Raw genomic sequence first — 26,508 nt, 5'->3', positions numbered from 1 at the left:
ATTAGTGCTTAGTTATTAGTCCTTAGTGATTGATTTTTGAGTCTGTTGCCAACGACCAGTGACTAATGACTAATGACTAATGACTACCAAACATAACAAAGCACTTCACCGCCCAAACCTTGGCGTCGAGCTTCTCTATCCGTCATAATGCCGCTGGAGGTGGAAATAATGGCAATGCCAATTCCGCCTAATACTCTGGGCAATTCTTTACGGTTCGAGTAAACGCGCAGTCCTGGTTTGCTGACTCGCTTAAGTGCCGTGATAATGGGCTTGCGAGTTTTACCTTTGTACTTTAGAGAAAGCACTAAATGTCGCTTGACCCCTTCTGCTTCTGCTTCTTCAAATTCGCCGATGAAGCCTTCACTTTTGAGGACTTGGGCGATGCTGCGGGTCATTTTTGTAGCTGGAATTTGCGTTGTTTGGTGGCGCGCCATGCAAGAATTGCGAATGCGCGTCAACATATCTGCTATGGTATCGTTAGCTGCCATCTTTTGCTTCTTACTCTAGTGCTTAGTTGTCCCGGAACGGCATTCCCATTTCTTTAAGCAAGGCGCGTCCTTCTTCGTCGGTGTTTGCTGTGGTGATAATTGAAATGTCCATGCCTCGAATTTGATCGATGCGGTCATATTCTATTTCTGGAAAAATTAGCTGTTCTCTCAGACCCAAGCTGTAGTTGCCGCGCCCGTCGAAGCTTTTGGGGCTGATGCCGCGGAAGTCGCGGATGCGGGGAAGTGCGAGGTTGATCAGCCGATCGAGAAAATCGTACATCCGATCGCCGCGCAGCGTCACCATAACGCCGACGGGTACTCCTTTGCGGATTTTGAAGCCTGCGATCGCTTTTTTCGCCCGCGTCACCACTGGTTTTTGACCGGTGATGATGCCAATTTCGTTGATCGACGAATCCAGTGCCTTAGCGTTTTGAGATGCTTCTCCCAAACCGCGGTTCACTGTGACTTTGACGAGTTTAGGAACCTGATGGATATTAGTATATTTAAACTGATCCATCAGTGTGGGAACGATTTTTCCTTGATAAAGAACTTTGAGTTTGTCCGGCATAGTTTTTGTGTTTCGTTAACTGTCCCTGGGCTTGGTCAGGGAATTATTAGTTGTCAGTTGACTGTTGTCAGTTGTCCGTTGACTGTTGTCCGTTGACTGTTGTCAGGAAAGCATTTGTCTAATGACTAATGACTAAAGACTAATGACTAATTATCGATGATTTCTCCAGTTTTTTTGAGCTGTCGCAGTTTCCGACCGTCTTCGCTAAATGTATAGCAAACGCGGCTAGCTATTTTTTCTTTTTCGGAATAGTGCATGACATTGGAGCTGTGAATGGGAGCCTCAAACGTGAGTATTTTCCCGGACTCTCCCTCTTGCTGGGGCTTGACGTGCTTTGTTCTGATGTTTACACCTTTAACAATTACTTTGCTGACTTTAGGATATGTCTTTAAGATTTCTCCGACTTTTCCTTTCTCTTTGCCAGTAATTATTTGCACGGTGTCGCCTGCTTTGACGTGCATTCTGTAGCGCTGCGGCTCGCTAGTTGGTTTACCCTTTTTTCCGTACATTTTAAAGTACCTCCGGGGCTAAGGAAACGATTTTAGTAAAGTTTTTGTCGCGCAGTTCGCGGGCGACGGGGCCGAAGACGCGAGTGCCTTTGGGGTTGCCGTCTACGTTGATAATAACGGCGGCGTTATCGTCAAAACGAATGCTCATGCCACTGTCGCGGCGCAAACCTTTGCGGGTTCTGACAATGACAGCCCGAACGACATCTGATTTTTTGACGGCCATATTGGGGATGGCGTCTTTGACGACGGCAATGATGACATCGCCGACTCCGCCGTAGCGACGGTTGCCGCCTCCCAATACGCGGATGCACATCAGTTTGCGGGCTCCGCTATTGTCGGCGACATTGAGGTATGTCTGGGGTTGAATCATGGTGATTGTTGACTGTTAACTGTTGACTGTTAACTGTTGACTGTTAACTGTTGACTGTTGACGGCTAATTGATTAATCAAGTACCGATCGGGCGAGCGCGAGATCGCAATTAACTCTTAGCCGTTTTTTGTCCCAAAAATCTCAGCAACCGTCCAACGTTTGGTTTTGCTCAGTGGGCGAGTTTCAGTGATGCGGACGCGATCGCCGGATTTGCACTGATTTTCTTCGTCGTGAGCTTTGTACCGCTTGGTGCGGACTACGATTTTGCCGTATTTGGTGTGGGAGGAGCGGTTTTCGATTGCTACCACGACGGTTTTATCCATCTTGTCGCTGACTACTACGCCAACTCGTTCTTTAATTGCCATAGCTACCTATTTTTGTTGTGCAATTGACTTGTTTTTAGCTACTGTGCGAGCCGAGGCTAGGCTGCTGCTCACTCTGGGCTGACTTCTGGGCTGGGAGCAGAATCTGCTGTTTCTTTAGCTGGGGCTGATTTTGCTGCCGCTTCTTTCTCAGCAAGGATTTGGCGCTCGCGTTCAACTGTCATCAATTGAGCTAGCCGGTGTTTGGCGTGCTTGAACAGGTGAGGCTTTTCCATGCGGCCGGTAGCTTGCTGGAGCCGCAATTCCATTAGTTGGCGCTTGACGGCTAAAATTTGCTCTGCTACTGCAGCATCGCTTAATTCTCTAGCTTCTTTAATCTTGGTCAAAGACATAATTGTGTGCTTTATCGTTAGCGAGCGGTATGACAGAAGACAGAATTGTCTCGCTTGGCTGAAGGTCGAAGGAAAGAAAAGTTATGAAAGCCAGATTTTAAAATGCTGTAGCCGTTTAAAATGCTGATTAATACAGACCTAATTCTACCTTCGCTCTTCGCTATGACTGGTCTTCTTCGCGAGTGATGAACTTGGTTTTAATTGGTAATTTGAAAGATGCCAAACGCATTGCTTCGCGGGCAGTTTCTTCACTTACGCCGCCAATTTCAAACATTACCCGGCCCGGTTTGACCACGGCAACCCAAAACTCTGGTGAGCCTTTACCAGAACCCATCCGGGTTTCTGCTGCGCGCTGGGTGACTGGTTTGTCGGGAAAAATGCGAATCCAGATTTTGCCACCCCGACGGATATAGCGGGTCATGGCGCGCCGTCCGGCTTCTATTTGGCGGGAAGTGATCCAGGCGGGTTCGACGGCTTGGAGCGCGAAGTCGCCAAAGCTAACTGTGTTGCCGCGGGTGGCAACACCGCTCATTCGCCCGCGCTGTTGTTTGCGAAATTTGGTTCTTTTAGGGCTTAACATGGCGAAAGGGAGTTGGGTAATTGGTAATTGGTAATTGGTAATTGGTGATTGCTAATTGCTAATTGGTTTGGAACAACTGACAATTAACAAGTGACAACTAACAGTTAACAATTAGCTAGCCTTCGTTCGATCGATCTTCAAAGTTCTGGCGGCGGCGCTTTTGTTTGGTACGGGGCACTGCGGCATTTGGTGCTGCCTCTTGTTCCTGTCCGGGAATAATTTCACCTTTGAAAACCCAAACTTTAATGCCCAGAATACCGTAGATGGTTTGAGCAGTGCAGTAAGAGTAGTCGATGTCGGCCCGCAGCGTGTGCAAGGGGACTCTTCCTTCGCGCGTCCATTCGGTACGGGCAATTTCTGCACCGTTGAGGCGTCCGCTGACTTGAATTTTGATGCCTTGGATGCCGACTTTTTGGGCGCGGGTGATTGCTTGGCGGACTACTCGGCGGAAGGATACGCGCCGTTCTAGTTGCTGAGCGATGTATTCTGCGATCAATGTGGCATCGGCATCTACTCGCTGAACTTCGACGACGTTGATGCGGATTTGGCGGTTGCTACCGAGTTGCTGCTGCAAACCGACGCGCAAGGTTTCGATGCCTGCTCCGCCGCGGCCTACGACAACGCCTGGTCTGGCGGTGAACACTTCTAGGTCGATTTGATCGGCTTTCCGCTCAATTTTGACCGATGAAATACCGGCATTGCTGAGGGTTTTACGAACGTACTTGCGAATTTTATAGTCTTCTTGCAAGAGTTCTGGATAGTTTTTGGGATCGGCAAACCAGCGAGAGCGGTGCTCTTGGGTAATGCCGAGGCGAAAACCAATTGGATGTATTTTTTGGCCCATAATAGTTGATGAGTTAATTGGTAATTGGTAATTGGTAATTGGTAATTGGTAATTGGTAATTGGTGATTACCCATTTTTTTCAACTTTAAGCTGTTTATTACCTCTTACGTTTTTCCCTGGTTTAGTTTTCTACGAGCGGAGCTACTACTACGGTAATGTGACAGGTTGGCTTGCGGATTTGGTAGGCGCGACCTTGAGCGCGGGGTCTAAAGCGTTTGAGGACTGGGCCTTGGTCTGCGTAAGCTTGAGACACTACTAGCTTGGATTTATCCAATCCTGCGTTGTGTTCGGCGTTTGCTACTGCCGATCGCAAAACTTTGACGATTGGTTCGCAGGCGCGGTAGGGCATGAATTCGAGTAAAATCAGCGCTTCTTGGTAGCTTTTGCCGCGAATTTGGTCGAGGACTCGGCGCACTTTGAAGGGGGATGTCCGGATGTAACGGGCGATCGCCTTAATTTCGGATGTGGTATCTATAACCATTTCGATTTGGGTAATTGGTAATTGGTAATTGGGAAAAAGGTAATTGGTAATTGGGAAAAAGTTTGTCCGATTACCTATTACCTGTCACCTAATTCGGCTATCTTTTTGCCTTTTTATCACCACTTTTCGCGTGACCTCTAAAGGTGCGAGTGGGGGAAAATTCTCCGAGTTTGTGACCTACCATTTGGTCGGTGAGGTAGACGGGTACGTGCTGTCTGCCGTTGTGAACGGCGATCGTGTGACCTACCATTTGGGGCAGGATTGTGGAAGAGCGCGACCAAGTTTTAATTACTTGTTTTTGGCCGGCGGCGTTGAGTTTTTCGATTTTTGTCATCAGATGATCTGCGACAAAGGGGCCTTTTTTTAGCGATCGAGACATGATTTTTTTAGTAATTCAGGAGTCATTAGTCAGCTTTCAGCAGTCATTGGTCATCAGTCCTCAGTCATTAGTTAGCAGTTAATAACTAAGCACTGAAGACTGCTGACTGATGACTAGCTTTGTCTGCCGCCCTTGCCGCGTTTGGAAGCTTTGCGGCGGCGCCGGACTATTAAAGCGTCGCTGCGCTTGTTTTTGCGTCGAGTTTTTGCACCCAATGCTGGTTTACCCCAAGGAGTGACAGGCCCCGGACGTCCGATGGGAGCTCTGCCTTCGCCACCGCCGTGCGGGTGGTCTACCGGGTTCATGACGCTACCGCGAACGGTGGGTCTGCGACCTTTCCAGCGGGTGCGGCCGGCTTTACCCAAGCTGATGTTTCTGGCGTCTGTGTTGCCGACTTGACCGATGGTGGCGTAGCAGTCGGCGCGGACTTTGCGCTGTTCGCCGGATGGCAGTTTGAGGGTGACGTAGCTACCTTCTTTTGCCATTAGCTGAGCGCTGGAGCCGGCGGAGCGAACGATTTGTCCGCCTTTTCCGGGTACTAGCTCGACGTTGTGGATGCTTGTACCGAGGGGAATGTTCTTCAGGGGGAGGGCGTTACCGATTTCGATCGGCGCGTCTGGGCCTGAGACAATTACTGTACCGACGTTTAAGTTGAGCGGGTGCAGGATGTACCGTTTTTCGCCGTCTTTGTAGAACAGGAGGGCGATGCGGGCGTTGCGATTGGGGTCATATTCGATCGCCTTGACGGTAGCGGGAATGCTGTGTTTGTCGCGGCGGAAGTCAATGTCTCTATACAGCCGTTTGTGACCGCCTCCCCGGTGGCGACAGGTAATGACGCCTCGGTTGTTGCGGCCTTGTTTGGTGTGCTTGTTGCTGGTTAGAGACTTTTCTGGCTCTGATCTGGTAATTTCAGCAAAGTCCGAGACGGTTTGTTCTCGGGTGCTGGAGGTATAAGGTCGGTAAGAACGGATGCCCATAATCGATCTATTTTAGATTTTGGATTTTGGATTTTGGATTTGACGTTTATCGATTTTAGATTTTAGGTTGAAGATTGGCGATATTTGGTTAACTTACGAGTTTTCTGGTTCGATAATTTCCACCAGTTAACCGCAATTTAAAATCTAAAATCTAAAATCTAAAATCCAAAATCGTCTAGACTTCTGGGAATAGGAGTTTGCGGATCGAGTCTCCGTCGGTCAGAGTTACGGTTGCTCGCTTGTAACAAGGTTTAAAGCCGACGAATTTGCCAACTCGACGCTTTTTGCGCGGCGGGTTTTGGGTGTTGACGCCGATGACTTTGACCTTAAATAGTTCTTCGATTGCAGCTTTGATTTGAGGCTTCGTCGCTTTGGGAGCTACGTCGAATGTGAATTGATTTAATTCCATCATTCGGGTAGCTTTCTCGGTGAGAATCGGACGCTGGATCAAATCTGCGTAGTCGCGGGGGTCGATTTTACTCACCGTAAATCTCCTGAATTTTAGCTATGGCTGTAGATGTGACGATAATTTTGTCAGCCGCGAGAACGTCGTAAACATTCAGGGAGGTTGCCAAGATGACGTTTACTAATTCGATGTTGCGTCCGGATAAGTAGACGTTTGGTTGCGGTTCTGGCAAGATTAACAGAACTTTTGTATCGGGTTCGATGCCCCAGCGGGCGATCGCACTCAGCAATTCTTTGCTTTTCGGTCTCGGAAATTGCTCTGCAAATTCTTCAACCACAATGATGTCTTCGGTGCGACTTTGGAATGCTGTCCGCAAAGCGAGACGGCGTTCCTTTTTGTTCATTTTGACTTCAAAGTCTCTCGGTTTTGGCCCGAAGATGACACCGCCGCCCCGCCACAGCGGAGAACGGATAGAACCTGCTCTGGCTCGACCCGTGCCTTTTTGACGCCAGGGTTTGCGGCCACCGCCTCTGACTTCCGATCGAGTTTTGGTGCAAGCATTTCCTTGACGGGCATTATTTAGTTGCCTCGTCAATGCTCTGTGAACGATGTGAGACGCATTTTCTTCTTTGGCTACGCGCAGTTCTAAAGTTGTTTCCCCAACTTCTTCGCCTTGCCAATTTCGCACTACACAATTAACCATATCTTTTGTCCTTTGTCTGTTGTTAGTTGTCTGTTGTTAGTTGTCTGTTGTCTGTTGTCTGTCGTCTGTTGTCTGTTTTCAGGTCTTAGTTTTGGGTTCTTAGTTTTCAGCTTTTAGTTCTTAGTTATTGCTTGCTACTAACGACCAACCACTATCTACTGACTGCTGACTACTGACTAATGACTACTGACTAACGTCCTACTTTTTTCTCAGGCACAACATTGACTAAGGCGCCAGCTTTGCCGGGAACTGCTCCCTTAATTAGCAGCAAATTCTGCTCTGTATCCACCCGGACAATTGTTAGTTTGCGGACGGTGACTTGAACGTTGCCCATACGTCCTGCCATTCTTTTCCCAGGATAAACGCGACCGGGAGTAGTTCCAGGTCCGATCGATCCAGGCTCGCGGTGGTTCTTGGAACCGTGAGACATGGGGCCTCGTTTAAAGTTGTGGCGCTTTTGAAAACCTGCAAAACCTTTACCGATGCTTGTACCGATGACATCTACTATTTGTCCCGGTGTAAAGGTATCTGCTTTTAGTTGTTGACCTAATTCAAAGGAACTGGTGTCTTCCAAGCGGTATTCCTGCAAGTGGCGCAATGGATTCGCCCCCGACTTGGCAAGGTGTCCTAGTTCTGGCTTGTTGAGAGCCTTTGGTTTGACTTCGTTGTATCCAACTTGAACGGCACCGTAGCCGTCAGTTTGTTTGGTTTTGATTTGAGTTACTGTACAAGGCCCTGCTTGTATGACGGTGACGGGGATGGCTCTCCCTTGGTCGTCAAACACTTGAGTCATGCCTAGTTTAGTGCCAAGAATGCCTACAGACACGGATTTTCTTCCTTTTATTTACGCAAGAGGTTTCGGATTGCGAAATTTACGTCAATCCGCTTGCTCTTGTGCAGAAACATTTATTTCAGTGTTCCTGCAATTAACTGTTATCAACCAACAGCCTTCCTCGGTGTTTAAAATTTGAGTTTTAAATTTGGGAGCGAGCTTGTGGAAGTCTTGCAAGGGTTGAGATTCGCGGCTTTTTACCTGCTATATCTCCGAGTTTTGTCTCGGTCTTGCTTGTTTGCGCCAGGACTTGAGCAGCAAACCACTCAGTATCCTTTACGGCGACAATTCACAATAGTACATGAAGTGTTTGCCGTTTGTCAAGGCCGCGATGAGAATTTTTCGCCTCAACTTTAGGATTTATAATATTTCCAGCTCGCAAGCAGCGATCGACCAAATTTTGATACAGCAGGAAACACAATTTATGGGACTGATTACGACAGGATCTGATCTGATTCGGGATTTGGAAAAGTCGGGGTCGCTGGCCCTGTACGTTCCTTTAGAAGGAGGATTTGAGGGGCGCTACCTCCGCAGGCTGAGGGCTGCGGGCTACGGTGCGTACACGATTTCGGCGCGGGGTTTGGGTGATTTGGCGATGTATTTAACGGGGGTTCACGGCGTGCGGCCACCGCATTTGGGCAAGAAAACTACTGGCAATGAAGGGGCTGTGGGTTATACGTACTACGTGCCGCCGATGTTGAAAACTCAATTAGACAATTTGCCACCTAAAGCAAAAGGACTGGTGCTGTGGATTATTGAAGGGCAGATTTTGTCGAGTCAGGAGATTGAGTATTTGACTGTTTTGCCGACGTTAGAACCGCGAGTTAAAATAGCAGTTGAGATGGGGGGCGATCGAGCTTTTAGCTGGAAGCCACTTAAAGATGCTTTAGTTGCAGCTTAAATTCCGGTATTTGCGATCGCAAATCAACTAAAAAACGCAGCGAGCAACTAAAGCTCAACAGCTTCTGCTCGCTGGTTTTGATATTTTTGGAACTTAATTAACAGGAAAAATCTTATGCTTCAGAACCGCGATTATACCATCATTATTGACAAAAGCGGCAGTATGTACACAAAAGACCAGATGGGCGGTAAAAGTCGGTGGGCGCTCATGCAAGAATCGACGATCGCATTGGCGAATAAATGCGAAGAACTCGATCCTGATGGCATAACAGTTTATGTGTTTTCCGGTCGCTTCAAGCGCTACGACAACGTAACATCAGCTAAAGTCGTGCAAATTTTCCAAGAAAACGAACCTTCGGGAACTACGAATTTAGCGGCTGTTCTGCAAGACGCCTTGAACAGTTATTTTCAGCGCAAAGCATCCGGTAAGACTAAGCAAAATGGGGAAACAATATTAGTAGTGACGGACGGCGAACCGGACGATCGCAAAGAAGTGATGAAAACGATTATAGAGGCTTCCCGGAAGCTCGATCGAGATGAAGAGTTGGCGATTTCTTTCATTCAAGTAGGAAATGCGCCGGAAGCTACTAAGTTTCTCAAAATATTGGATGACGAACTGCAAAGCGCCGGGGCTAAATTTGATATCGTTGATACTGTCACGATGGATGATATTGAAGGAATGACCCTGACAGAGGTATTGCTGAATGCAATAACTGATTGAGGAGGCGGGCGAAGTTCACGCGATTATATTTGGGCTAGTTAGCCCAGCAGCATTTTTTAGGGGGGTTTAAGTTATGGAATCTATCGAACGCCTGTTAGGTGAACTTAAGGCAGAGTATCAAGCATCTCAAAAAAATGCTGAGTTGAAAACTCAGGCGCCGGTGCAAGCACAAGCGCCGGCAAATCCAACATTTAAAACATCAGATATAAATTTGTATGCTAGTCCTTTGGACAAGGATTTAGCTCAAATTAAGGCTGAGTACGAAGCGCAAAATAAAGCTCAAGAAGTGGCTTCACAGCAACCCCTTAAGGCTGAGCACGAAGCACAAAATCAAGCTCAGGAAGTAGCTTCACTGGAACCGCAGCCAGCAGAAAAAGTCGCGGTGCCGGAGTTGGACGTACAAACGCACAGACAGAAAGTTAGGCAAGCTCAGGTTTGGCTGAAAAAGTTGGATAAGAATTCCGATGAGGGATATTGGTTCGATCAGTTTGCTTTTAAGTATTCTTCGAGGATAGATGCGGCGATCGACTATTTGCAAGTGGTGAATGAGTTTGATTGATTGAACTACACCGTATTCATAATTTGTCAGGCCGTTTTTTGGTTAATTGCCATCTCTATTTGTTGTAAAGACACGGCAGTGCTGTGTCTTTGCAAAGGGTAAAATAAATATCATATCCTGTCTGATCGAGCGATTAAAAGGGCGGGTTTTTGAGATTGTCAATTATTGGCAGATATTTTTGGTGAACCCGCCCCTACCGTATTAGGGACCGGAAATAATATCCTGTGTATCACACGGGATTTAGGATACGGCACTGCCGTATCCCTACAAATTGCCAGCAAATAAATATCATTTATAGGGACACAGCACAGTTATTTCCTGTGGCTGCGACAACCACGGGAAGGATTGATCCTATACTAATTTTTTGGCAACAGATGTAGGATGCAACAAAAACAAAGCCGCCTTTTTTGCTGTATCTTCAGATAGCTGAATTTGTTTTAACTCAACAATACCTTCACTGATAAAAGTATCTCTCAAAGCAGCTTTTTCTCCGCTGTTAAAACTCGTTTCGTAAAACACTTCTCTAATGCCCGCCGCAATGACTAATTTCAAACAATAGATGCAGGGTTCTAAAGTGACGTAAATACTTGCCCCAGCAGTAGATATACCGTGTTTAGCAGCTTTGGCGATCGCATTTGCTTCCGCGTGAACCGCCCTTGAGGGCAAAGTTTTACTGGCGTCGCAACTACTCAAACCGGGATAGCAGAAGCCTTGAGTAGTACAGTGTGCCGAACCAGACGGCGAACCGTTGTAACCCGTTGCTAAAACTTGCCTGTTTTTAGTTATCACTGCGCCTACAGGAAAAGCCAAACAAGTCGATCGAGTAGCGGCCAATTTTGCTAACATTAAGAAGTATTCGTCCCAATTCGGTCTTTCTTCTTCTAGATTCATTTTCTATCCTGAATGTATTGGTTGCTGGTTTTCAGACACTCGGCCGCCTTTTGCAATTCTATTCCCAAATAACCAATATGCTCGCCTTTGATAGCCGGGGAAGCTGCACAAATTTCTCGCACTAACTTGAGAGGGTTTTTTCCAGAATAACAGGTGACAACTTCGCCACTGCCGGGGGTGGTTTGCGTGACAACTATTTGATTGTCGGCTACTTCAACTAAAAAATTGCCTGCTGCATCGAAAAAGTCTCGATCTTCGCAGATTTTAGCATATTGGGTTTGAATTAGTCGATCGGCATTTTCAAAGGTATCGTCATACAAGTGAGCCGATTGACTCAGCGTTACCAACGGGCCCATCGTCAAATTATAATCGGAACGCCTCGCAATTTCATCTCGAATGTGCTGCTGCAAAGCCCGCAAACCCATGGCATTAGCCGGCCAAGCCGCAAACATATCGTTACTGCGGAGAGTTGCGGTTAGCGATATTTCACCGTCTACAACTCGCACCCAAATGTGATTTAAACAAGGGCTGCCGCTGTGCTGGTGGTCTGAGGAACCGTCAGCCCTTCTGTTAACATTTCCGCCTGCATCCCACAGACTAATTACAGCACTTGCCGCGTCAATTTCCTTAATTAGTTTGGTAATAACTTCTTCAATTTGATCTCGTCCAAACCACGACCGCATCCGCTGTGCGTAGGTATATTTAATGCCTTCGTTATACGGGGCATCTTCCAGCATTTGCGGTTTGTACTGTTCGAGGAAATCGCGGTCGATTGGTAAGTAATTCGGTTCGGGAAAATAGAACTCCGCAGGTTCATCTGTAATCACTGCCATTAAGTCGATTAATTCTTGCCACTGTCCGTCGTAACCAGTCGGCCGCAAGGTGCCGGTGGTCTTAATTCGGTGAATGATTTTTACCCATGTTTCGGCGATAGTTTTGCCTTCGATTCTGTGTCCGTATTTCTGGCCGGGGAGTACGGTGGGGACGATTTCGACTAGCGGAAAAGTTACGGGTTCTCCCCAGGGTTCAACAGATTCTTTTTCAGAAAAACACTTGACAAAAGTCACTGTTTCTGCTATGTTTTTTGCTTCTTTCCATTCTATTGAATGACGCAATAGTTCTAAGGCTTCTGCTGCTATTTCAATATCAATGTAGCCAAATATTGAAGATTTAATTAGCCAGCAATCTCTACCTGTATCGCTTTTGCCTGCTTCAAAGCCGTTACGAAAAAAGTCGATTAGGCACGCTGCGGCACCGGAGTTGCGGTCTTCTTTGGTAGCGTTGAGAATTACTAAAAAGCGGACGTGGGGATTGCACAGCAAGTTTCTAATTAAGAAGTTGATGCCGCGAGTAGGAGAGTATAGTTGTCCGATGACAGCAAATTCATTGGGTTGTAATTTTTTGCCGTTAGCGCTGCCCTTGGAAAGGATCGCACTTTTTACTGTCCAGCCGCTGACAATGGCTGTTTGCCCCGTTCCGCAAATTAATTGATTTGGTTTGTATAGGGGTTTGTACTCAAATTTATTGACGAGATTTGTGGCTGTCATGGCTTACCGTTTTTTGCACCGCGTACTACTATATCAATACTGCAGAATCTTTGATAATTTTGTTTGAACAAATTCCTCAAGCCAACAATTCACTCACAGCTACGCTAAAACCTGCAAGCACACTTTGAGTGTTAACAACTTCATCGGCATTAAACAACCGCCAGCGTTGCCCTGCATTGACAAATATTAATCTAGCTTCAGGAAACAGCAACCAAACTTCTAAACATCCCGATTCCAAATATTCCTGAGCTTTGGCAAATAACTCTTCGCCACTATCTTCGGGAGAAGCAACTTCCGCTATCAAAGGAAAACTTTGGGAAAAGGCTGTAAAATTGCCTGATTGTGGCAGCAGTTCAGGAGTAATGTAAGCAACATCGGGACGGCGACCCTGCTTGCTAGTGCGACAAAGGACTTCTGTAACAACTTCTCCTCCCTGTCCGCTGGAATTTTTGTAAGTTTTCCAGGCAGTAGCTAGATTAACTTGAGCGAGACCGTGCTTGAATGTCATTCCTGTTTTCTCAACTAAGTTGCCGTCAACCCATTCCATTCTATCAGGAGGCTTGACTAAAAACTTTTCGAGAGATATGACTTTTTTAGTCTCAGATTGTGGCGGAATTTCTGCTACATTTTCTAATTTTTGCGGTAGTTCTTGGTCTGAGTTTTGGTCGCCACTGTTTGGTATAATTATAGTAGCTGTCATGCTATAAACATCTCTTTAACGATTATAATTTTACAAGCGATCGCTCTCGATCGCATTCGATGACATGATTGAACTTGGTAGATTTTGTCTTTTCAACTTAGCCCGACAATTTATATATCATAGCAATTCAGAAAGGTGACTTTCATGATTCTCTCAAACCGTTTTTCTGAAGCCCTCACCTATGGGGCCGAATTGCACGCTACCCAAGTTCGCAAAGGTTCCGGCGTTCCCTACATTGCCCATTTGTTGGGCACTGCTAGTATAGCTTTAGAATATGGGGCAAATGAAGATGAGGCGATCGCAGCTTTGCTTCACTCCGGCGATCGAAGATCAAGGCGGCGCCACCACCCGCGAAGCCATCCGCCACCGCTTTGGCGATACCGTCAATCGATTTTAGATTTTAGATTTTAGATTTTAGATTGAAGAATTGACTTGCGCGAGATAAATACGTTCGGCAAGTTTCATCAGATACAGGTTTTTTATTTCTGGACGGATGAATCACGTGGCGGGTATCCTGGATGCTTTCGGTAACAGCGATTGTAGACGGCTGTACCGACAGTGACGAGACGCCGAAACCCCCTTGGGGACAGCGAAAACAAGCTTATATCGATCGCATTTCTACAGCTTCTGCCTCAGTCAGATTAGTCTCGGCTGCTGATAAACTTTATAATGCTCGATCGATCCTGAAAGATTCCCGTCAATTAGGAGATACTGTTTGGGAACGCTTCAAAGGCGGCAAAGATGGTTCTCTCTGGTATTATCGTTCTTTAGTAGAAGCATTCCGCAAAGCTGAGTTAACGCCTATAGTGGAAGAATTAGACCGCACAGTTTTAGAATTAGAACAGTTTTCTGAAGGCTGAACACTGAAGGTAAAAATCACTAATTATCAATTACCAATTACAGTCACAAAATGGCAAATGTTCGCTTAGAAAATATTACCCGACGCTACCAAAACGTCACCGCGATCGAAAACATCAGCTTCAAAATCCCGGACGGGGAATTTTGGGTATTAGTCGGGCCCTCCGGCTGCGGAAAATCCACAATTATGCGGACAATTGCAGGTTTAGAAACCGCCACTTCCGGTAATCTTTACATCGGAGATAATTTAGTTAACAACATTCCGGCCAGACAGCGGGACGTTGCAATGGTGTTTCAAAATTACGCGCTTTATCCGCACATGACTGTCGCAGAAAACCTGGCATTTGGATTGCGGATGCGGAATGTTGACCCGACTAAAATTCAAGAACGAGTCGAAACAGTAGCCCGATCGCTCTCGATCGACCACCTCCTCAAGCGTAAGCCCAAACAGCTATCAGGCGGACAGCAGCAGCGGGTAGCACTGGGAAGGGCGATCGCCCGCGAACCGAAAGTATTTCTTTTAGATGAACCGCTTTCTAACCTCGACGCTCAACTGCGAGACGACACTAGAGCAGAACTCAAACAACTGCATCAACGGCTGGGAATTACCACAATTTACGTCACCCACGACCAAGTGGAAGCGATGACTTTAGCTGATAAGATTGTAGTCTTAAATGGGGGAAAAATTCAACAAATTGGAGACCCGCAAAGCATTTACGCCAAACCAGCTAACCGCATGGTTGCGACATTTTTAGGCAATCCCGCCATGAACATTTTGCCGGCAATTTATACTAACGACTCCTTTCAAGTAGGAGATCAATCTTTAGCCTGTCCGCCCTCGATTCAGAAAAAATTGCAGGCGAGAGAAGGACAAGGATTTGATTTGGGCATCCGTCCAGAAAATATAGAAATCTTTAGGCCACAAACAGTAGAAGAAGATGATTTGAAAAGCGATGTTTGGGCCTTAGAAAAAGTCCCCCTTGATGTAGAGGTAAAAGTAGTTGAACCTCTGGGGCGAGAAACTTTAATTCGGGCGAGTTTGCCGTTGTTGAGTGCTGAAACTACTGTACAGTTACAAATACCTGCAAGTGTTCGCTTGCGATCGGGCGATCGGCTAAAGGTACAGCTTGACTTCGATCGACTATTTATATTTGACCCTTCCACCGGTGAAGCGCTGTATCCTTAACGGGCTTGAACATGACTTACGCACGGGTAATCAGCCACCGGGGTTTTTTTAGTCGCCGTGCCTAAGTCCTCTTCAATCTAAAATCTAAAATCTAAAATCTAAAATAGACTGAGCCTTCCAGTGGGAAAGTCTCGATTCGTAGTTACAAAAATTTACACTTGACATTTATTAATTTACGCAGTAATGATACGATTAGTATTGGCACAACGGTAAAACCTCCCCCCAAAAGTTGATATTTCCTGAATCGGGGCGATCGCGACCCACAACGCCAGCATCTTCGCGCTAAAAAGCGGCTTTGCGCCCCGACTTGGGAGCAACTAGCGAACCAAAAACTCAGAAAAACGTTCTAGCGGCATTTTTAGATGAATCCCGACAACCTGCCTCAAATGCTGCAAACAGGATTTCACCTAACTTTAGGTGCAACTTCCTTTTTAATTGAGACATTGCAAGATCCCTTGAAGCGAGAAGAAAATCTGGACAAACTGAAGTCAGATTTTGGTCAGCTAGCCGATGATCTGCTGGAAAAAGGAGAAATGACTGAGCGAGAAGCCCGGAATTTTGTAGATACTATTTTCTCTCAACCGGGCGATCGGGAGAATGCAGACAGTGAATCTGTCTCGCCCAAGCAATCAGATGCAGCGAATGATGCTCCTCCCGAGTCGGTTGTACAGTCTAACGTAAAGCTAGAGATTCAAGAATTAACTGCACACATGGCAGCGCTAAGGGCCGAGTTGGAAAATTTGCGCGCCGAAAATTCCCAGTATTAAAGAATCAAGAGTCTTTAACACAGCCGGAGTTTACTTGCCAACTTAATTTAACAGAACCAAACTTTAGTCATTGTCCCATTTTTCAGAACCGATCAGGTCGGCGATGCGATCGCGCAGCAAGAAGTCGCATTTTTCTAATTCGCACTCTACACAAGCCCATTCCCGAGGCGGAATGAATTGGCAAAGCGTGTAGATCGGCTGTTGGCGGCTCAGCACGCCCTCGTGGACAAGGTGACGCGCTTCATCTTGGATCACATCTAAAGAGTATTGGATTTGGGGAATAGTGGAGTGAATCATAATGCGCCCTCAATGTTTTACTAAAAAATTTTATGGCCCTGGTAATAATATAGTCCAAACTTAGGAATATGGAAGTTAAATTTTGTCCGTATACAGCTATACAATTCACTGCCGTCCATTTAAAAAAATTATAGGAACGATCGGTAAGTGATGGGATCAGTCTTGGGATTTTCAGACGCAGCACATTTTCCTCAGTAGCAAGCGGATCTGCTGGAAAGCTCTATTGAGAACTTAGGAACCCGCCTCCAATTCCCGGTTTCTGGATACTTCGCCACCAAAGGCAGAATTTCTCGCGAGAAACCGGGTTGATAAATTTAACTCCTCACGCAGCAAGCAGCAAAGGAAAGATTCAGAATTCCCGCAAGCAACTCAATCATTACCAGTGGCGTCAATGCCGAATAGCACTTCTAGAACGAGAGATTGCGCTGTGGGCATCTGGCCAAAACAAAATACATAAGGAAGACTCGGAGGCAAGTGTGGCAAAAATTGCTCTAAAACGTAGGGACTGCCGTAAATTAACACAGCTTGCAGTTCTCCCGTTTTTAATAATTTCTTAAACCAATCTTGAGCTGCTTGGGTCAAACCAGCACTGCCTCGGAAGCAATTGCCGCGAATGAAAATTTGCAGCAGTGTCGGAGAAAAATGCTCTGCACCTGTATTTTCAGCGATCGCCCCTGTGCGATCGTCAATCAGTTGCAATTCGTAACCAAACTGTTCGGGAAGGGCGATCGCCGGAGTGTGGTTGCCCAAAAACTCGCACCCCAAAACATCATCTACAACAATCAAATTCCGCAAAAGCTGGTTTTCTGCGGGTTTTGCAACCTGCAAAGGTAGATTGCCGCCAAATTTCAAAGAATCTCGCAAAATATCGGCAGCAGTTGCCCTGGCATCAGGAGTTGCCAGCCAACTTAAGTCGATCGACTCGATCGAGTCGATCGATTGTAGATTCTTGCTCCCCCCCTTAGCAAGGGGGGGTTGGGGGGGGTCAGAAATCGGCAAACCCACCTTTATTTTCGCTTTCCAAATTCGCTTGACAGATTCCTGGATTTGTGATATGGGAATCCGCCCTTGAGTGACAGCTTCGCAGACAGCCAGAATCGCCCCTTCCGGGTCAAGCGGCATCAGCAAAACATCAGCACCAGCCTCAGCAGCCAAAACAGCAGCTTCATTAGCGCCGTACTTATTGGCGATCGCACCCATCACCAAAGCATCCGTCACAATCAAACCTTCAAATCCCAACTCTTCTCGCAGCTTCCCGATCAAAATTTTGCGAGAAAGAGTAGCAGGAAACTCGGCATCCCAAGCCGGAATCAGCAAGTGAGCACTCATCACAGCATCGACCCCAGCAGCCATCGCCTCAACAAAAGAAGGCAACTCAACCTCAGTCAATCTCGCTGGCGAATGCGGCAAAACCGGCAATTCCAAGTGAGAATCAACCGCGGTGTCCCCGTGGCCGGGAAAATGCTTAGCTGTAGTCAAAACCGGGTGCGGGCCTGCGCCGCGAATAAAAGCAGCGGCTAATTTCCCGACAATTTCCGGTGTCTCGCCAAAAGCGCGGACGTTAATCACAGGATTGTCGGGATTGTTGTTAACATCAACCACTGGTGCGAGAATCCAATTGAGACCGATCGCCCTAGCTTCGATCGCAGTGACAGCGCCCATTTGTTCAGCATATCGATCGGCTTTACCTGCATCCTGCCGGGCCACTTCAGCAATCGCCATCGGCGGCCCGAACCAAGTCGCCCCCGCGAACCGCTGGCCGACACCTTCTTCAATATCAGCCGCCAGCAACAGCGGAAACTTAGCCCAAGACTGCAATTGGTGCGATCGAACTGCCAACTCCGCAGCACTTCCCCCGACCAAAATCACCCCACCGACGCCCAAATTTTCCAGATAATAGCGGAGTTTGCTGGCAGTTGGTTCCCATTCCCGATAGCGAATTTGGTGGTCGAACAAGCAGCCAGAAGCGCGCACCACGAACATCTGGGCGACCAGTTCGGGCAAGGAAAGATTGTCAATCATTCGATTTTAGATTTTAGATTTTAGATTTTAGATTTTAGATTTGGGAATCGGGAATTGGGAATCGGGAATCGGCAAAACAGGGAATTGAGAATTTTCCCTATCTCCTTCTCTTCCCCTCTTCCTTCTTCCTTCTCGCTTCAATCGGGACTTTCATCCTCAGCGAATTCTTCATCGGGATCTAAAGTATCCGGTTTGCGATCGGCAGAAAGCTGATTCAGCAGTATCAACATTTTATCGCCCCGTTCCAAAGAACGGTCTTCCAGAAAAATCACTTCCGGCGTCCGGCGCAGTTGCAATCGTTGGCCCAACTGGTTGCGGACGTAGCTAGTAGCAGATTTCAAACCTTCCATAGTTTCAGCCTTCGCCTCATCAGTACCGTAGATGCTGACAAAAATTTTTGTATGCTGAAGGTCTCCCGAAACAATTACATCGGTAACGCTAACCATACCGGCACCTACCCGATCGTCCTTGATTCCATTCAGCAACATCAGGCTGACTTCCCGTTTAACCATTGAAGCTACACGCTCAATGCGACGACTTGTAGCCATAGCACCTACTCCTCTACTTTCCTAATCAGCCGTTTTTATCCCGATTGACAATTGTAGCGCGATCGGTCAGGGGTTTTACGGGCGATCGTCCAAGTTAGGGGTGAGATACAGCTTAGAGGAAAAAAAATGTTTGATTGCCTATAGGTGAATATATAGCAGCTAATATAGAGAGGTAGAGTGAGAGACAGCTTAGAGGAAAAAAAATGTTTGATTGGATTGTCAAAACCGTAGCCGATGCTTCAGGGGTAACTAACCAGCTAAAGATAGCTGAATGGGCAAGATTGAACAGGACTAACCCTTTCGATATGGGAGCCAAAAACTACCAACGATGTATTCATGACTTAGGGTTAGGCGGAAAATATTATGAACTTGAATATAACGAAGATGGAACCCTAAAATATCAATAATTTCGCCGTAATTCCCTTGATTACACTTCATAATTATCCATTCTATTATCATCCCTAATCAATCAATCAAACAGAAACATTTTTTGTTAAAATTACTTTATCGCCGCGTTTTTTTAGGGAATAAAACTCATGGAAAAAGAATTTACAATCGGTCAAAAAGTCCGAGTTGTGGCGATGCCACCTTACGTCAAAACAGCCGAACCGATGCCGATGCTGCGGCCAGCGAATTTAATTGCGATCGGCGCTGAAGGCGTTGTGATCGATCGGCGTCCCGGCAATTATTGGGGCATTCGCTTTGAAAAAGGTGCTTTTCTGTTAGACAGTCAGTACATTGAAGCGGCAGAAACAATTGTAGAAGGTAATGGGTAATGGAGAAGGGGGAATGGGGAAAATTAATCTGATAGAGCAATCCTCGCATCATTTGTGAATTTCTTACGGACTCCCAGGGGGTTCGGGGAGGGTTGGGATGGGGTAAACAAATCACGAGTCCTGCAAGGATTGCTATAAAATCCGTTAGTATCAGAATTATTCATCTCTCTCTTCTCTTCCTCTGCGCCCTCTGCGGTCTCTGCGGTTAAATCATTCCGAGCCCTTTTCCTTGTTCCCTCAACATCCCTCCCTTAAATCCGTTAAATCTCATTGCTTGCTCGTTGCCGAAGTTCCTTCTTCAACAAGCCAGCTTAGCCTCAAAAGCCAAAGAATTAACAGGAAACTCCCCCAAAACTTCCTCTAAAATCGGAGAGGTGAAGTTACAAGGTTGAGGCTTGCCCAAATGATAACCTTGAGCGTAATCTACCCCAAGTTCATTGAGTTTATCCATAATTGTTTGATTTTCAACATATTCGGCAATAGTTTTAATTCCCATGACGTGAGCGATTTTGGTAATAGCTTCCACCATTGCGACATCAATAGGATTATCGACAATATGCTTAATAAAATTGCCGTCTATTTTGAGATAATCAACCGGCAAACTTTTCAGGTAAGCAAACGAAGACATCCCGCTGCCGAAGTCGTCCAAGGCAAACTGGCAGCCTAGTTCCTTGAGCTGCAAAATCAAGCTGGCTGCCTTGCTGAGATTGCCGATCGCCACGGTTTCGGTAATTTCAAAACAAATTATTTGCGGCGGTATTTGATGGATGGAAAACTGTTCCTGAATAAACTCGATAAACTTTTCTTCGTTGAGGCTGTCCCCAGAAAGGTTGATTGAATAAAGGTTGGGATATTTTCCAAAGGACGATTGCAGATCCGACAAAACAGAGCTAGCAGGGAAGGTAACTATTTTATCGCTGTCTACATCGGGGTTTTGGACTAATAAATTTGCCGTGAAAATTTTAGATAAATTGCTAAATAAAGTGCGAATTACCCAGCGGTCGATCGCGTGCATCAAGTTGTAGCGTTCTGCCGCCGGAATAAACGCCATCGGCGACACCAACTCACCAGTTTCCAACTGGAGGCGCAGGAGGATTTCGCAGTGGGTTCCGGTGGTGGGAGAGTTGAGCAAAGGTACGATCGGCTGAGAGTACAAGCAAAAGCGATTCTCTTCTAAAGCTTGATGAATTTGCACCACCCACTCGGTTTCGCCGTGCTGTTTGATTAATTCTCGATCGCCGGCTTGATAAACCTGTACCCGGTTGCGACCTTTATTTTTAGCAGCGTAGCAGGCCATATCGGCGGCGCTCAAAATCGCAGATGTCGAGGCTGTTTTGGGATTGATTGCTACCAAACCGATACTGACGCCGATCGAAAAAGTTTTGTCCTGCCACGCAAAGCGGAAGCCCTGAATGCTTCGCAGCAGCGTTTCCGCAACATTCAATCCTCGTTCGACGGGACGATTGTACAGGAGTACGGCAAATTCATCGCCGCCGAGACGCGCCAAAATATCGGTTTTGTGGATATTGCTTTTAAATAGCTGGCTGACTTGGCGCAGCAGTTCGTCCCCAGCAGCATGACCGCAGGTGTCGTTAACTATTTTGAAGCGATCGAGATCCAGGTAAAGCATCACGTGTTCTTGGCCGTAACCTTGAGCGCCGTGTAGGGCGTGCTCTAGCTGGTACTCAAATTCCCGGCGGTTGACTAATTGCGTCAGGGGGTCATGAGTTGCCTGCCAGGTGAGTTGCCGCGCTTGAGTTCGCACTTGGGTGACATCTCGGAACACAACAACGGCCCCGACAATTTCGCCGCTGCTAGCGTGGATGGGGGCGACGCAGTGGTCGATCGCAAATTCGGTGTTGTTGTGGGCAATCAGCAAATTGTTGCGCCCTTGGTCAACAATCCGACCTTCGCACAAAGCGATTTCGGCGATATTTTCGATCGGCAGCCTGGTAGTTTCGTCAACTATTCTCAGCACGCTGGCGAGGGGCAAACCTTTAGCTGCCGAGGTAGACCAACCCGTGAGTGTTTCGGCAACTGGATTCAGGGTGGAAATACAGCCGTCGGCGTCAGTAGTGATGACGGCATCGCCGATCGATTGTAGTGTTACCTGAGCGAGTTCTTTTTCTTCAAAAAATGCTTGTTCCATGCGCTTGCGATCGGTAATATCTCGCTGCACGGACACCCAGTTGGTAACGTTCCCGGAGGTATCGGCAATGGGTACGCTGTTGAGTTCCACCCAATAAGTTGAACCGTCTTTGCGGTAGTTAATCAATTCTAGGCGTAGGGGTTCTCGGCGAGAGAAACCCAGGCGAATTTTAGCGACTTGGGTGGGGTCGCTTTCTGGGCCGCGCAAGCAACTGGGGGTTTGTCCGATGATTTCTTGGGGTAGGTAGCCCGTCATTTGGGTAAAAGCTTCGTTGGCATAGATGATGGTGGGGTCGGAGATATCGCTGTCTCCGGCATCCATAATCACGATTGCGTCGTTAGCGTTCACTACAGCAGATTCTAAAAGGTGGAGTCTGGCCTCGGCCCTAACGCGGATAGCAATTTCGCTTTCTAGTCTGGCGTTAGTCAAGCTGAGGGATGCGATCGCTTTTTCCAATTCCCTAGTTCTTTCTGCCACTGAATCGTGCAGAACATCGATCGCCCCGGACATTTCCATGGGGTCAAGTACGCGCAGTATGTTGGTTTGAGTAACTATTCCCAGGAGTTCTCCGCATTCTCCCGTTACTACCAACCTGCGGACTAAACGCTGGTGCATTTCCTGATGAGCTACCCACAGCGAGTCTTCTTGCTTGAGGCTAAATAAGGGGGTACTCATCACTGTTTGGGCGATCGTTTGCGACAAATCTATATCTAAAGCTTGAAATTCCACAATATCCCGTTCTGTGACTATACCTACTGGAATAGGGAACGGTGAATCCCTCGATAATTCTGTTGATTCAGTAATTACTACGCAGCTAACGCGGTGCTGCGCCATCAACTCAGCTAAACTCCTAACTGACGCGGAGCGAGGTGCTTGAATGACTTGTGCGGTCATTACTTCTTTCACGCAGCGCATTTTTAAGATATTTGCCGGTTTGAGCATGGCTTGGCGGATGCTTTCCGGCGTAATTACTCCTAAGAGTTGACCTTCACTATCCAATATTGGCAGATGCTTAATTCTTCGTTGCCCCAGCAGAATTAGGGCGCTGAAAATGTCTTGACTCTCGGATTTTGTCAGAGTTGCTGTCGGCTGCCTCATCACTTGTGCGATGGTGACACCTTTTAAGTTTTTGCCCGAGGCAATCAAATCGACAAGATCCCTTTCTGTGAAGATTCCTTGCAATTGAGAATGTGGAGCACAAGGCGAGGATAATTTTAAGAGTGATTTTTCCACGACAAAGACGCAGATACCTGTGGCGTCTCTGAATGCACTTGATGTGGGCGGATTTACGATTTCTGTTAGTGGCTGATAGATATCGGTTGGTGGAATGACTGCGTTTAGAGAGCAACTTGGGCGCCGTTGGCCCATCAGGGTAATTACTTCTGCTAGTGGGGTATCGGGCGCCACTGTCAAGGGGTAGCGGTCTATTACTTGAGCTAAGGTGGGCAGATACTTGGATGAATCGTTTTTGAGCATATTTAATTGAGTTTTGCGATCGCGTGGAATCTGCGACATTCCAAAAAAGTGCTGATTTCCAAGCACTAGGTGGATTTTTACGGCGCTGGTGAGACCTAATTAAAATTTATTGTTAAAAATGCAGCAGAGCTTGGGCTGGGGATCGGGCCAGTGACTGCTTTTCTTCTACCTATAAAGTTAGAAGCTTATCTTTATTTTAAGTTAAATTTTCTATCCCGTGACACATTTATTAAAAATAATGTATTTGTTGTGAACTTTTTGCGATAAGATTATCGGCTAAAATCATCCATAGCATTGCGAATCATCTCCCTCTTCAGAAAGACGCATCTGTTGGCTGTATTAGCTAACCTAGAAAAGGTTACTACAAAAAGGCACTGTATTAAGTTCGGCAGTGTTAAGTTTTGCAAAATTAAGTTTGGCAAGCTGGTCGAGACCATGTATGCGTTGTTGAGGGCAATCGATATCACAGCCAATGTGTGAATTAGATCGCAAGTTGCGAAAACAACCATGGTACGATTGTAGATATCAAGACAAGAAGTTGAATACAGAGTCTGTGAGGAAAAGAGATTATGAAACGCAATCTATTCGCCGCTACTTTTTTAATTGCTCCCCTAGTGTTGGCAGGCCCGGCTCGCGCTGAAAATCCCGTTCACGTCGAACAGTTATTGTCCACCGGGCAATGTTTTAAGTGCGACTTGTCGGGAGCCGATTTAACGGGAGCTCATTTAATTGGTGCTGATTTGAGAGAAGCAAATTTACGAGGAGCAAACCTATCTCAGGCAAACCTCGAAGGTGCTGACTTGACGGGTGCTGACTTGACGGGTGCTAACTTAACTAAAGTTTTCCTGACTAATGCTAGTTTAAATGACGCAGACCTCGATCGGGCAAATCTGACCGCGGCTATCATTAACACCGCTGACGTATCCGGCGCATCAATGGAAGATATGACCATCATTGATGCAAAAATCTACAATACCCAAATCGGCGTCGGCGGCAGCTACGACCAGTAAACTCGTTAAAAGAATGGAAAACACCAATTTTGAGGTTAAAAACCCGGTTTCTCCCCAGAAACCGGGTTTTTAGTCTTTTTGTAGACTGCCCCGAAGCCTCACATTTTCTATCGTATTTCAAGCTAACAATCTGACCACGAATTTCTTCATGTGGTACCCGCCACGTGATTTATCCGTGGAATCAATCCAAAATCTAAAATCGAAAATCACTTATTGCCCCCCGCATTTATCTCGCGCAAGTCAATCTAAAATCTAAAATCTAAAATCGCGCAATCGATTGACGCACCCTACCACTACCACTAAAAACCCAAATCAACCGCTATTCGGTGCGCGCAAGCAAACCCAGAAAACGCCACCGCATTTAAACCCTGTCCGGGAAACGTACTGTCGCCCACACAATACAAACCAGGCATAGAAGTTCGATTAAACGGCATTCCCAGCAAACCCATTAGCTTCTGTCGCGGAATCGGGCCGTAAGTTCCGTCTTCGCGCCCCAAAAAGCGACGGTGAGAACGCGCTGTCCCCACTTCCATATAATCCAAACCGGCATCTAAACCGGGAAAAATCTTTTCTAATCTTTCAATAATTCTCCCTGCGGCCTCTTCTTTTTTATCCTCATATTCCTGCTGCGAAAGTCCTTCCCACTCTTCCATCCAGCTCGAAGTAAAAGCGTGAACGATGTGATATCCTGCGGGAGCTAAATCCGGGTCGAGCACGGTCGGAATTGACACCAAAACAGTTCCCTCCGGCGCTTCCATTTGGTTCCAATCTTCTAACAAAATGTGGTGGCAGGCACTACCCGCAGGGATTACGCTTGCTTCCACTCCCAAATGCAAACTCAAGAAACTGGGGGCTTTTTGATAGCGTTGCTGCCATTTCTTCTCGCTAGCTGGCATCTCTTCTGCGGGAAGCAATTTCTCAAAAGTATCCCAGCGCGTGGCGTTAGAAACTATGCGCTTGGCGCGGTAAACTTCGCCGGTTGCGAGCTCGACTCCGACAGCGCGACCGTTTTCTGTGATAATTTTTTTCGCTTTAGCTTTGTATTGAATTTTCCCGCCACATTTTTCTAATCCTTCGACTAATTTTTGGGCAATTTGACCGACTCCGCCTTTGGGATAATTGATGCCACCGTAATGCCTGTCGGAAAATACCATTCCGGCATTAATCATTGGCGTCAAGTCTGCGGGTACTACAGACCAGTAGTAGCATTCCATGTCGATAAATTTCAGCAAAGTAGGGTCTTTTATGTAGCGCCGCGCAATGTCGCCAGTATTTTGAGGCAGATATTTTACTAATCCCAAACAGGCTAAAGGATTCTGAAAAAAGACTCGAACGAGATATCCGGGTTCTTCTAGGGATAGCAATTCCATGCCGTTGAGGCAGTTGAAGACGCTCCAGCATTCGCCGTAAAATTTGTGGATTCCTTCGCGTTCGTGAGGGAACCTGTCTGTTAATTCTTGCAAGTATTTATCATAAGCCTGGGGAACTTCAAGTTCCAAGCCGCTGGGTAAGTGATAGTGAAGCTGTACGGGGTCGGGAATGGTTTCTAAGGTGACGTTGACTGCTTTCAGGGCGCGGGTGAGGAGGTTGGTGGTGCCGCGCTGTCCGAAACCAAAAATCATGGAGGCGCCGACATCGAATCTGTAGCCTTCTCGATCGAAATATCCAGCGCTACCCCCCGGAATTGTATAGCTTTCGAGCACTAAAACTTTGGCTTTCTTAGCTGCTAGCTGGGTGGCTGTCACGAGTCCGCCAATGCCGGAACCGATGACAATTACATCAAACTCTTGCTCTGTTGGGCGGGAGTTGGGAGAAAATAACTGGGATTGGGTAGGAGCTGACATTCGGTTAAAAATCTTAATATTTCTATGATTTTACAGTCGATCGCTCCAGAAGCAAGAAGTTCGGCAACGGATTATGTAGCGGATGTAGCGGATGTCAAGAAGACCGAAGTTCGGCAATGCCCGATGCCCTGTTTGGCCGATGCCCTGTTTGGCCGATGCCCTGTTTGGCCGATGCCCCAGCTTTTAAAAAAAAATGCGGGAACAGTCTACCATTGCCGACTGCCCCCGTCTGCCGATCCTTTGAGAGGAGAACACTAAAAATCAATATAGCCTTGTTGCTAATTAATGTCAATACTATTAGAAAAATATTTCAATAAGCGGATGGAGGTCGATCGGCGAATGGGTTCTAACTCAATCTCTGGCTTGTATGCACCCTCAAGGATGTGATAAGTTGCACAGAGCGAT

Annotated in this window: 32 protein-coding genes and 1 pseudogene; 11 read left to right on the top strand and 22 right to left on the bottom strand. The window is 46.8% G+C overall.

The annotated features are described in order from the left end of the window. Positions 1–83: 83 nt before the first annotated feature. The 14 genes from rpsH to rplC all read right to left on the bottom strand — a co-directional run bounded on the left by rpsH (position 84) and on the right by rplC (position 7,846). On the bottom strand, positions 84–488 hold the full coding sequence (gene rpsH, locus QUB39_RS14630; RefSeq protein WP_190657976.1) for a 30S ribosomal protein S8: 405 nt from the start codon (positions 486–488) through the stop codon (positions 84–86). A gap of 22 nt (positions 489–510) precedes the next feature. Next, positions 511–1,056, bottom strand: coding sequence for a 50S ribosomal protein L5 (rplE, locus tag QUB39_RS14625; RefSeq protein ID WP_006634989.1), 546 nt, complete (start codon positions 1,054–1,056; stop codon positions 511–513). Positions 1,057–1,202: 146 nt separating this feature from the next. After that, complete coding sequence (gene rplX / locus QUB39_RS14620; protein WP_333057790.1) at positions 1,203–1,565, bottom strand: 50S ribosomal protein L24; 363 nt, start codon at positions 1,563–1,565, stop codon at positions 1,203–1,205. Position 1,566: 1 nt separating this feature from the next. Beyond that, a complete protein-coding gene (rplN, locus tag QUB39_RS14615; RefSeq protein WP_006634991.1) occupies positions 1,567–1,935 on the bottom strand; it encodes a 50S ribosomal protein L14 in 369 nt (122 codons plus the stop codon). Between the two features lie 116 nt (positions 1,936–2,051). Next, entirely contained in the window at positions 2,052–2,300 is a 249-nt protein-coding gene (rpsQ, locus tag QUB39_RS14610; protein ID WP_006634992.1) for a 30S ribosomal protein S17, read from the bottom strand. Positions 2,301–2,368: 68 nt separating this feature from the next. Continuing rightward, on the bottom strand, positions 2,369–2,650 hold the full coding sequence (gene rpmC / locus QUB39_RS14605) for a 50S ribosomal protein L29 (protein ID WP_333057789.1): 282 nt from the start codon (positions 2,648–2,650) through the stop codon (positions 2,369–2,371). A gap of 160 nt (positions 2,651–2,810) precedes the next feature. Further along, positions 2,811–3,230 (bottom strand): 50S ribosomal protein L16, encoded by a 420-nt coding sequence (rplP, locus tag QUB39_RS14600; RefSeq protein ID WP_333057788.1) that lies wholly within the window; start codon positions 3,228–3,230, stop codon positions 2,811–2,813. A gap of 115 nt (positions 3,231–3,345) precedes the next feature. Continuing rightward, positions 3,346–4,074 carry a 30S ribosomal protein S3 gene (rpsC, locus tag QUB39_RS14595; protein ID WP_006634995.1) on the bottom strand — a complete coding sequence of 243 codons (729 nt, stop codon included), beginning with the start codon at positions 4,072–4,074 and terminating at the stop codon, positions 3,346–3,348. 121 nt (positions 4,075–4,195) lie between these two features. Beyond that, positions 4,196–4,555: a 50S ribosomal protein L22 gene (gene rplV, locus QUB39_RS14590; RefSeq protein WP_006634996.1), complete on the bottom strand. Its 360-nt coding sequence runs from the start codon at positions 4,553–4,555 to the stop codon at positions 4,196–4,198. A 97-nt stretch (positions 4,556–4,652) separates the two neighbouring features. Next, complete coding sequence (gene rpsS, locus QUB39_RS14585; RefSeq protein ID WP_041623488.1) at positions 4,653–4,934, bottom strand: 30S ribosomal protein S19; 282 nt, start codon at positions 4,932–4,934, stop codon at positions 4,653–4,655. 113 nt (positions 4,935–5,047) lie between these two features. Continuing rightward, positions 5,048–5,911, bottom strand: a complete 864-nt coding sequence (rplB, locus tag QUB39_RS14580) for a 50S ribosomal protein L2 (RefSeq protein ID WP_333057787.1) — start codon at positions 5,909–5,911, stop codon at positions 5,048–5,050. A 175-nt stretch (positions 5,912–6,086) separates the two neighbouring features. Next, the gene (locus QUB39_RS14575; protein WP_006634999.1) at positions 6,087–6,395 is read right to left on the bottom strand and encodes a 50S ribosomal protein L23; all 309 of its coding nucleotides are present in this window, start codon (positions 6,393–6,395) and stop codon (positions 6,087–6,089) included. Further along, a complete protein-coding gene (rplD, locus tag QUB39_RS14570) occupies positions 6,388–7,020 on the bottom strand; it encodes a 50S ribosomal protein L4 (protein WP_190657994.1) in 633 nt (210 codons plus the stop codon). The genes QUB39_RS14575 and rplD overlap by 8 nt, the downstream gene beginning before the upstream one ends. 190 nt (positions 7,021–7,210) lie before the next feature. Beyond that, entirely contained in the window at positions 7,211–7,846 is a 636-nt protein-coding gene (gene rplC / locus QUB39_RS14565; RefSeq protein WP_190657996.1) for a 50S ribosomal protein L3, read from the bottom strand. A gap of 430 nt (positions 7,847–8,276) precedes the next feature. Here rplC and QUB39_RS14560 point away from each other — a divergent pair, with 430 nt between their 5' ends. From QUB39_RS14560 to QUB39_RS14550, 3 genes are all read left to right on the top strand, one after another. Further along, complete coding sequence (locus QUB39_RS14560) at positions 8,277–8,753, top strand: NAD(P)H-quinone oxidoreductase subunit N (protein WP_332978150.1); 477 nt, start codon at positions 8,277–8,279, stop codon at positions 8,751–8,753. 114 nt (positions 8,754–8,867) lie between these two features. Then, positions 8,868–9,473 (top strand): VWA domain-containing protein, encoded by a 606-nt coding sequence (locus tag QUB39_RS14555; RefSeq protein ID WP_333057785.1) that lies wholly within the window; start codon positions 8,868–8,870, stop codon positions 9,471–9,473. A 73-nt stretch (positions 9,474–9,546) separates the two neighbouring features. Beyond that, complete coding sequence (locus QUB39_RS14550; RefSeq protein ID WP_333209328.1) at positions 9,547–10,032, top strand: salt stress protein, Slr1339 family; 486 nt, start codon at positions 9,547–9,549, stop codon at positions 10,030–10,032. A 351-nt stretch (positions 10,033–10,383) separates the two neighbouring features. Here QUB39_RS14550 and QUB39_RS14545 read toward each other — a convergent pair whose 3' ends face one another. The 3 genes from QUB39_RS14545 to QUB39_RS14535 form a co-directional block, all read right to left on the bottom strand. Continuing rightward, positions 10,384–10,923, bottom strand: a complete 540-nt coding sequence (locus QUB39_RS14545) for a dCMP deaminase family protein (RefSeq protein ID WP_333057783.1) — start codon at positions 10,921–10,923, stop codon at positions 10,384–10,386. Beyond that, complete coding sequence (locus tag QUB39_RS14540; RefSeq protein ID WP_333057782.1) at positions 10,920–12,470, bottom strand: thymidylate synthase; 1,551 nt, start codon at positions 12,468–12,470, stop codon at positions 10,920–10,922. The genes QUB39_RS14545 and QUB39_RS14540 overlap by 4 nt, the downstream gene beginning before the upstream one ends. Before the next feature lie 76 nt (positions 12,471–12,546). Beyond that, positions 12,547–13,170, bottom strand: a complete 624-nt coding sequence (locus QUB39_RS14535) for a Uma2 family endonuclease (protein ID WP_333340466.1) — start codon at positions 13,168–13,170, stop codon at positions 12,547–12,549. 144 nt (positions 13,171–13,314) lie between these two features. Between QUB39_RS14535 and QUB39_RS14530 the strand changes: the two are divergent. The 4 genes and pseudogenes from QUB39_RS14530 to QUB39_RS14515 form a co-directional block, all read left to right on the top strand. Further along, a pseudogene (locus QUB39_RS14530) lies at positions 13,315–13,552 on the top strand (HD domain-containing protein); the annotation flags it as partial. 136 nt (positions 13,553–13,688) lie between these two features. Continuing rightward, positions 13,689–14,030, top strand: a complete 342-nt coding sequence (locus tag QUB39_RS14525) for a hypothetical protein (RefSeq protein WP_445243067.1) — start codon at positions 13,689–13,691, stop codon at positions 14,028–14,030. A gap of 50 nt (positions 14,031–14,080) precedes the next feature. Further along, entirely contained in the window at positions 14,081–15,214 is a 1,134-nt protein-coding gene (locus tag QUB39_RS14520) for an ABC transporter ATP-binding protein (protein WP_333057780.1), read from the top strand. 362 nt (positions 15,215–15,576) lie between these two features. Beyond that, complete coding sequence (locus QUB39_RS14515; RefSeq protein ID WP_333057779.1) at positions 15,577–15,981, top strand: hypothetical protein; 405 nt, start codon at positions 15,577–15,579, stop codon at positions 15,979–15,981. 63 nt (positions 15,982–16,044) lie between these two features. On the opposite strand, the gene QUB39_RS14510 is transcribed toward QUB39_RS14515, so the two are convergent. From QUB39_RS14510 to rbfA, 3 genes are all read right to left on the bottom strand, one after another. Next, a complete protein-coding gene (locus QUB39_RS14510; RefSeq protein WP_333057778.1) occupies positions 16,045–16,278 on the bottom strand; it encodes a DUF4327 family protein in 234 nt (77 codons plus the stop codon). A gap of 369 nt (positions 16,279–16,647) precedes the next feature. Further along, positions 16,648–18,300: a glycoside hydrolase family 3 N-terminal domain-containing protein gene (locus tag QUB39_RS14505; protein WP_333057777.1), complete on the bottom strand. Its 1,653-nt coding sequence runs from the start codon at positions 18,298–18,300 to the stop codon at positions 16,648–16,650. A 137-nt stretch (positions 18,301–18,437) separates the two neighbouring features. After that, on the bottom strand, positions 18,438–18,848 hold the full coding sequence (gene rbfA, locus QUB39_RS14500) for a 30S ribosome-binding factor RbfA (protein WP_333057776.1): 411 nt from the start codon (positions 18,846–18,848) through the stop codon (positions 18,438–18,440). A gap of 203 nt (positions 18,849–19,051) precedes the next feature. Here rbfA and QUB39_RS14495 point away from each other — a divergent pair, with 203 nt between their 5' ends. Together QUB39_RS14495 and sipA are read left to right on the top strand one after the other, a co-directional pair. After that, positions 19,052–19,255 (top strand): hypothetical protein, encoded by a 204-nt coding sequence (locus tag QUB39_RS14495; protein ID WP_333209334.1) that lies wholly within the window; start codon positions 19,052–19,054, stop codon positions 19,253–19,255. Positions 19,256–19,384: 129 nt separating this feature from the next. Next, positions 19,385–19,624, top strand: a complete 240-nt coding sequence (sipA, locus tag QUB39_RS14490) for a regulatory protein SipA (protein ID WP_333058291.1) — start codon at positions 19,385–19,387, stop codon at positions 19,622–19,624. Between the two features lie 298 nt (positions 19,625–19,922). Here the strand turns inward: sipA and QUB39_RS14485 are convergent, their stop codons facing one another. Next, the gene (locus QUB39_RS14485) at positions 19,923–23,288 is read right to left on the bottom strand and encodes an EAL domain-containing protein (protein ID WP_333209336.1); all 3,366 of its coding nucleotides are present in this window, start codon (positions 23,286–23,288) and stop codon (positions 19,923–19,925) included. 530 nt (positions 23,289–23,818) lie between these two features. Here QUB39_RS14485 and QUB39_RS14480 point away from each other — a divergent pair. Continuing rightward, on the top strand, positions 23,819–24,259 hold the full coding sequence (locus tag QUB39_RS14480) for a pentapeptide repeat-containing protein (protein ID WP_333058289.1): 441 nt from the start codon (positions 23,819–23,821) through the stop codon (positions 24,257–24,259). Positions 24,260–24,558: 299 nt separating this feature from the next. Here the strand turns inward: QUB39_RS14480 and crtH are convergent, their stop codons facing one another. After that, positions 24,559–26,103, bottom strand: coding sequence for a carotenoid isomerase (crtH, locus tag QUB39_RS14475; RefSeq protein ID WP_333209339.1), 1,545 nt, complete (start codon positions 26,101–26,103; stop codon positions 24,559–24,561). A 24-nt stretch (positions 26,104–26,127) separates the two neighbouring features. Between crtH and QUB39_RS14470 the strand changes: the two genes are divergently transcribed. Then, positions 26,128–26,361, top strand: coding sequence for a hypothetical protein (locus QUB39_RS14470; protein ID WP_333209341.1), 234 nt, complete (start codon positions 26,128–26,130; stop codon positions 26,359–26,361). Positions 26,362–26,508: the final 147 nt, after the last annotated feature.

This window comes from Microcoleus sp. AT8-B5 (genome assembly GCF_036705565.1).
Lineage (GTDB): Bacteria > Cyanobacteriota > Cyanobacteriia > Cyanobacteriales > Microcoleaceae > Microcoleus.
Note: the sequence above shows the minus strand (reverse complement) of the source record. Positions and strands in the feature narration are given on the sequence as shown.

What these genes read in the sequence shown, in the direction of transcription:
- rpsH (WP_190657976.1), bottom strand. Translation starts at nt 488, where the DNA reads ATGGCAGCTAACGATACCATAGCAGATATGTTGACGCGCATTCGCAAT.
- rplE (WP_006634989.1), bottom strand. Translation starts at nt 1,056, where the DNA reads ATGCCGGACAAACTCAAAGTTCTTTATCAAGGAAAAATCGTTCCCACA.
- rplX (WP_333057790.1), bottom strand. Translation starts at nt 1,565, where the DNA reads ATGTACGGAAAAAAGGGTAAACCAACTAGCGAGCCGCAGCGCTACAGA.
- rplN (WP_006634991.1), bottom strand. Translation starts at nt 1,935, where the DNA reads ATGATTCAACCCCAGACATACCTCAATGTCGCCGACAATAGCGGAGCC.
- rpsQ (WP_006634992.1), bottom strand. Translation starts at nt 2,300, where the DNA reads ATGGCAATTAAAGAACGAGTTGGCGTAGTAGTCAGCGACAAGATGGAT.
- rpmC (WP_333057789.1), bottom strand. Translation starts at nt 2,650, where the DNA reads ATGTCTTTGACCAAGATTAAAGAAGCTAGAGAATTAAGCGATGCTGCA.
- rplP (WP_333057788.1), bottom strand. Translation starts at nt 3,230, where the DNA reads ATGTTAAGCCCTAAAAGAACCAAATTTCGCAAACAACAGCGCGGGCGA.
- rpsC (WP_006634995.1), bottom strand. Translation starts at nt 4,074, where the DNA reads ATGGGCCAAAAAATACATCCAATTGGTTTTCGCCTCGGCATTACCCAA.
- rplV (WP_006634996.1), bottom strand. Translation starts at nt 4,555, where the DNA reads ATGGTTATAGATACCACATCCGAAATTAAGGCGATCGCCCGTTACATC.
- rpsS (WP_041623488.1), bottom strand. Translation starts at nt 4,934, where the DNA reads ATGTCTCGATCGCTAAAAAAAGGCCCCTTTGTCGCAGATCATCTGATG.
- rplB (WP_333057787.1), bottom strand. Translation starts at nt 5,911, where the DNA reads ATGGGCATCCGTTCTTACCGACCTTATACCTCCAGCACCCGAGAACAA.
- rplD (WP_190657994.1), bottom strand. Translation starts at nt 7,020, where the DNA reads ATGGTTAATTGTGTAGTGCGAAATTGGCAAGGCGAAGAAGTTGGGGAA.
- QUB39_RS14560 (WP_332978150.1), top strand. Translation starts at nt 8,277, where the DNA reads ATGGGACTGATTACGACAGGATCTGATCTGATTCGGGATTTGGAAAAG.
- QUB39_RS14555 (WP_333057785.1), top strand. Translation starts at nt 8,868, where the DNA reads ATGCTTCAGAACCGCGATTATACCATCATTATTGACAAAAGCGGCAGT.
- QUB39_RS14550 (WP_333209328.1), top strand. Translation starts at nt 9,547, where the DNA reads ATGGAATCTATCGAACGCCTGTTAGGTGAACTTAAGGCAGAGTATCAA.
- QUB39_RS14545 (WP_333057783.1), bottom strand. Translation starts at nt 10,923, where the DNA reads ATGAATCTAGAAGAAGAAAGACCGAATTGGGACGAATACTTCTTAATG.
- QUB39_RS14540 (WP_333057782.1), bottom strand. Translation starts at nt 12,470, where the DNA reads ATGACAGCCACAAATCTCGTCAATAAATTTGAGTACAAACCCCTATAC.
- QUB39_RS14535 (WP_333340466.1), bottom strand. Translation starts at nt 13,170, where the DNA reads ATGACAGCTACTATAATTATACCAAACAGTGGCGACCAAAACTCAGAC.
- QUB39_RS14525 (WP_445243067.1), top strand. Translation starts at nt 13,689, where the DNA reads ATGCTTTCGGTAACAGCGATTGTAGACGGCTGTACCGACAGTGACGAG.
- QUB39_RS14520 (WP_333057780.1), top strand. Translation starts at nt 14,081, where the DNA reads ATGGCAAATGTTCGCTTAGAAAATATTACCCGACGCTACCAAAACGTC.
- QUB39_RS14515 (WP_333057779.1), top strand. Translation starts at nt 15,577, where the DNA reads ATGAATCCCGACAACCTGCCTCAAATGCTGCAAACAGGATTTCACCTA.
- QUB39_RS14510 (WP_333057778.1), bottom strand. Translation starts at nt 16,278, where the DNA reads ATGATTCACTCCACTATTCCCCAAATCCAATACTCTTTAGATGTGATC.
- QUB39_RS14505 (WP_333057777.1), bottom strand. Translation starts at nt 18,300, where the DNA reads ATGATTGACAATCTTTCCTTGCCCGAACTGGTCGCCCAGATGTTCGTG.
- rbfA (WP_333057776.1), bottom strand. Translation starts at nt 18,848, where the DNA reads ATGGCTACAAGTCGTCGCATTGAGCGTGTAGCTTCAATGGTTAAACGG.
- QUB39_RS14495 (WP_333209334.1), top strand. Translation starts at nt 19,052, where the DNA reads ATGTTTGATTGGATTGTCAAAACCGTAGCCGATGCTTCAGGGGTAACT.
- sipA (WP_333058291.1), top strand. Translation starts at nt 19,385, where the DNA reads ATGGAAAAAGAATTTACAATCGGTCAAAAAGTCCGAGTTGTGGCGATG.
- QUB39_RS14485 (WP_333209336.1), bottom strand. Translation starts at nt 23,288, where the DNA reads ATGTCGCAGATTCCACGCGATCGCAAAACTCAATTAAATATGCTCAAA.
- QUB39_RS14480 (WP_333058289.1), top strand. Translation starts at nt 23,819, where the DNA reads ATGAAACGCAATCTATTCGCCGCTACTTTTTTAATTGCTCCCCTAGTG.
- crtH (WP_333209339.1), bottom strand. Translation starts at nt 26,103, where the DNA reads ATGTCAGCTCCTACCCAATCCCAGTTATTTTCTCCCAACTCCCGCCCA.
- QUB39_RS14470 (WP_333209341.1), top strand. Translation starts at nt 26,128, where the DNA reads ATGATTTTACAGTCGATCGCTCCAGAAGCAAGAAGTTCGGCAACGGAT.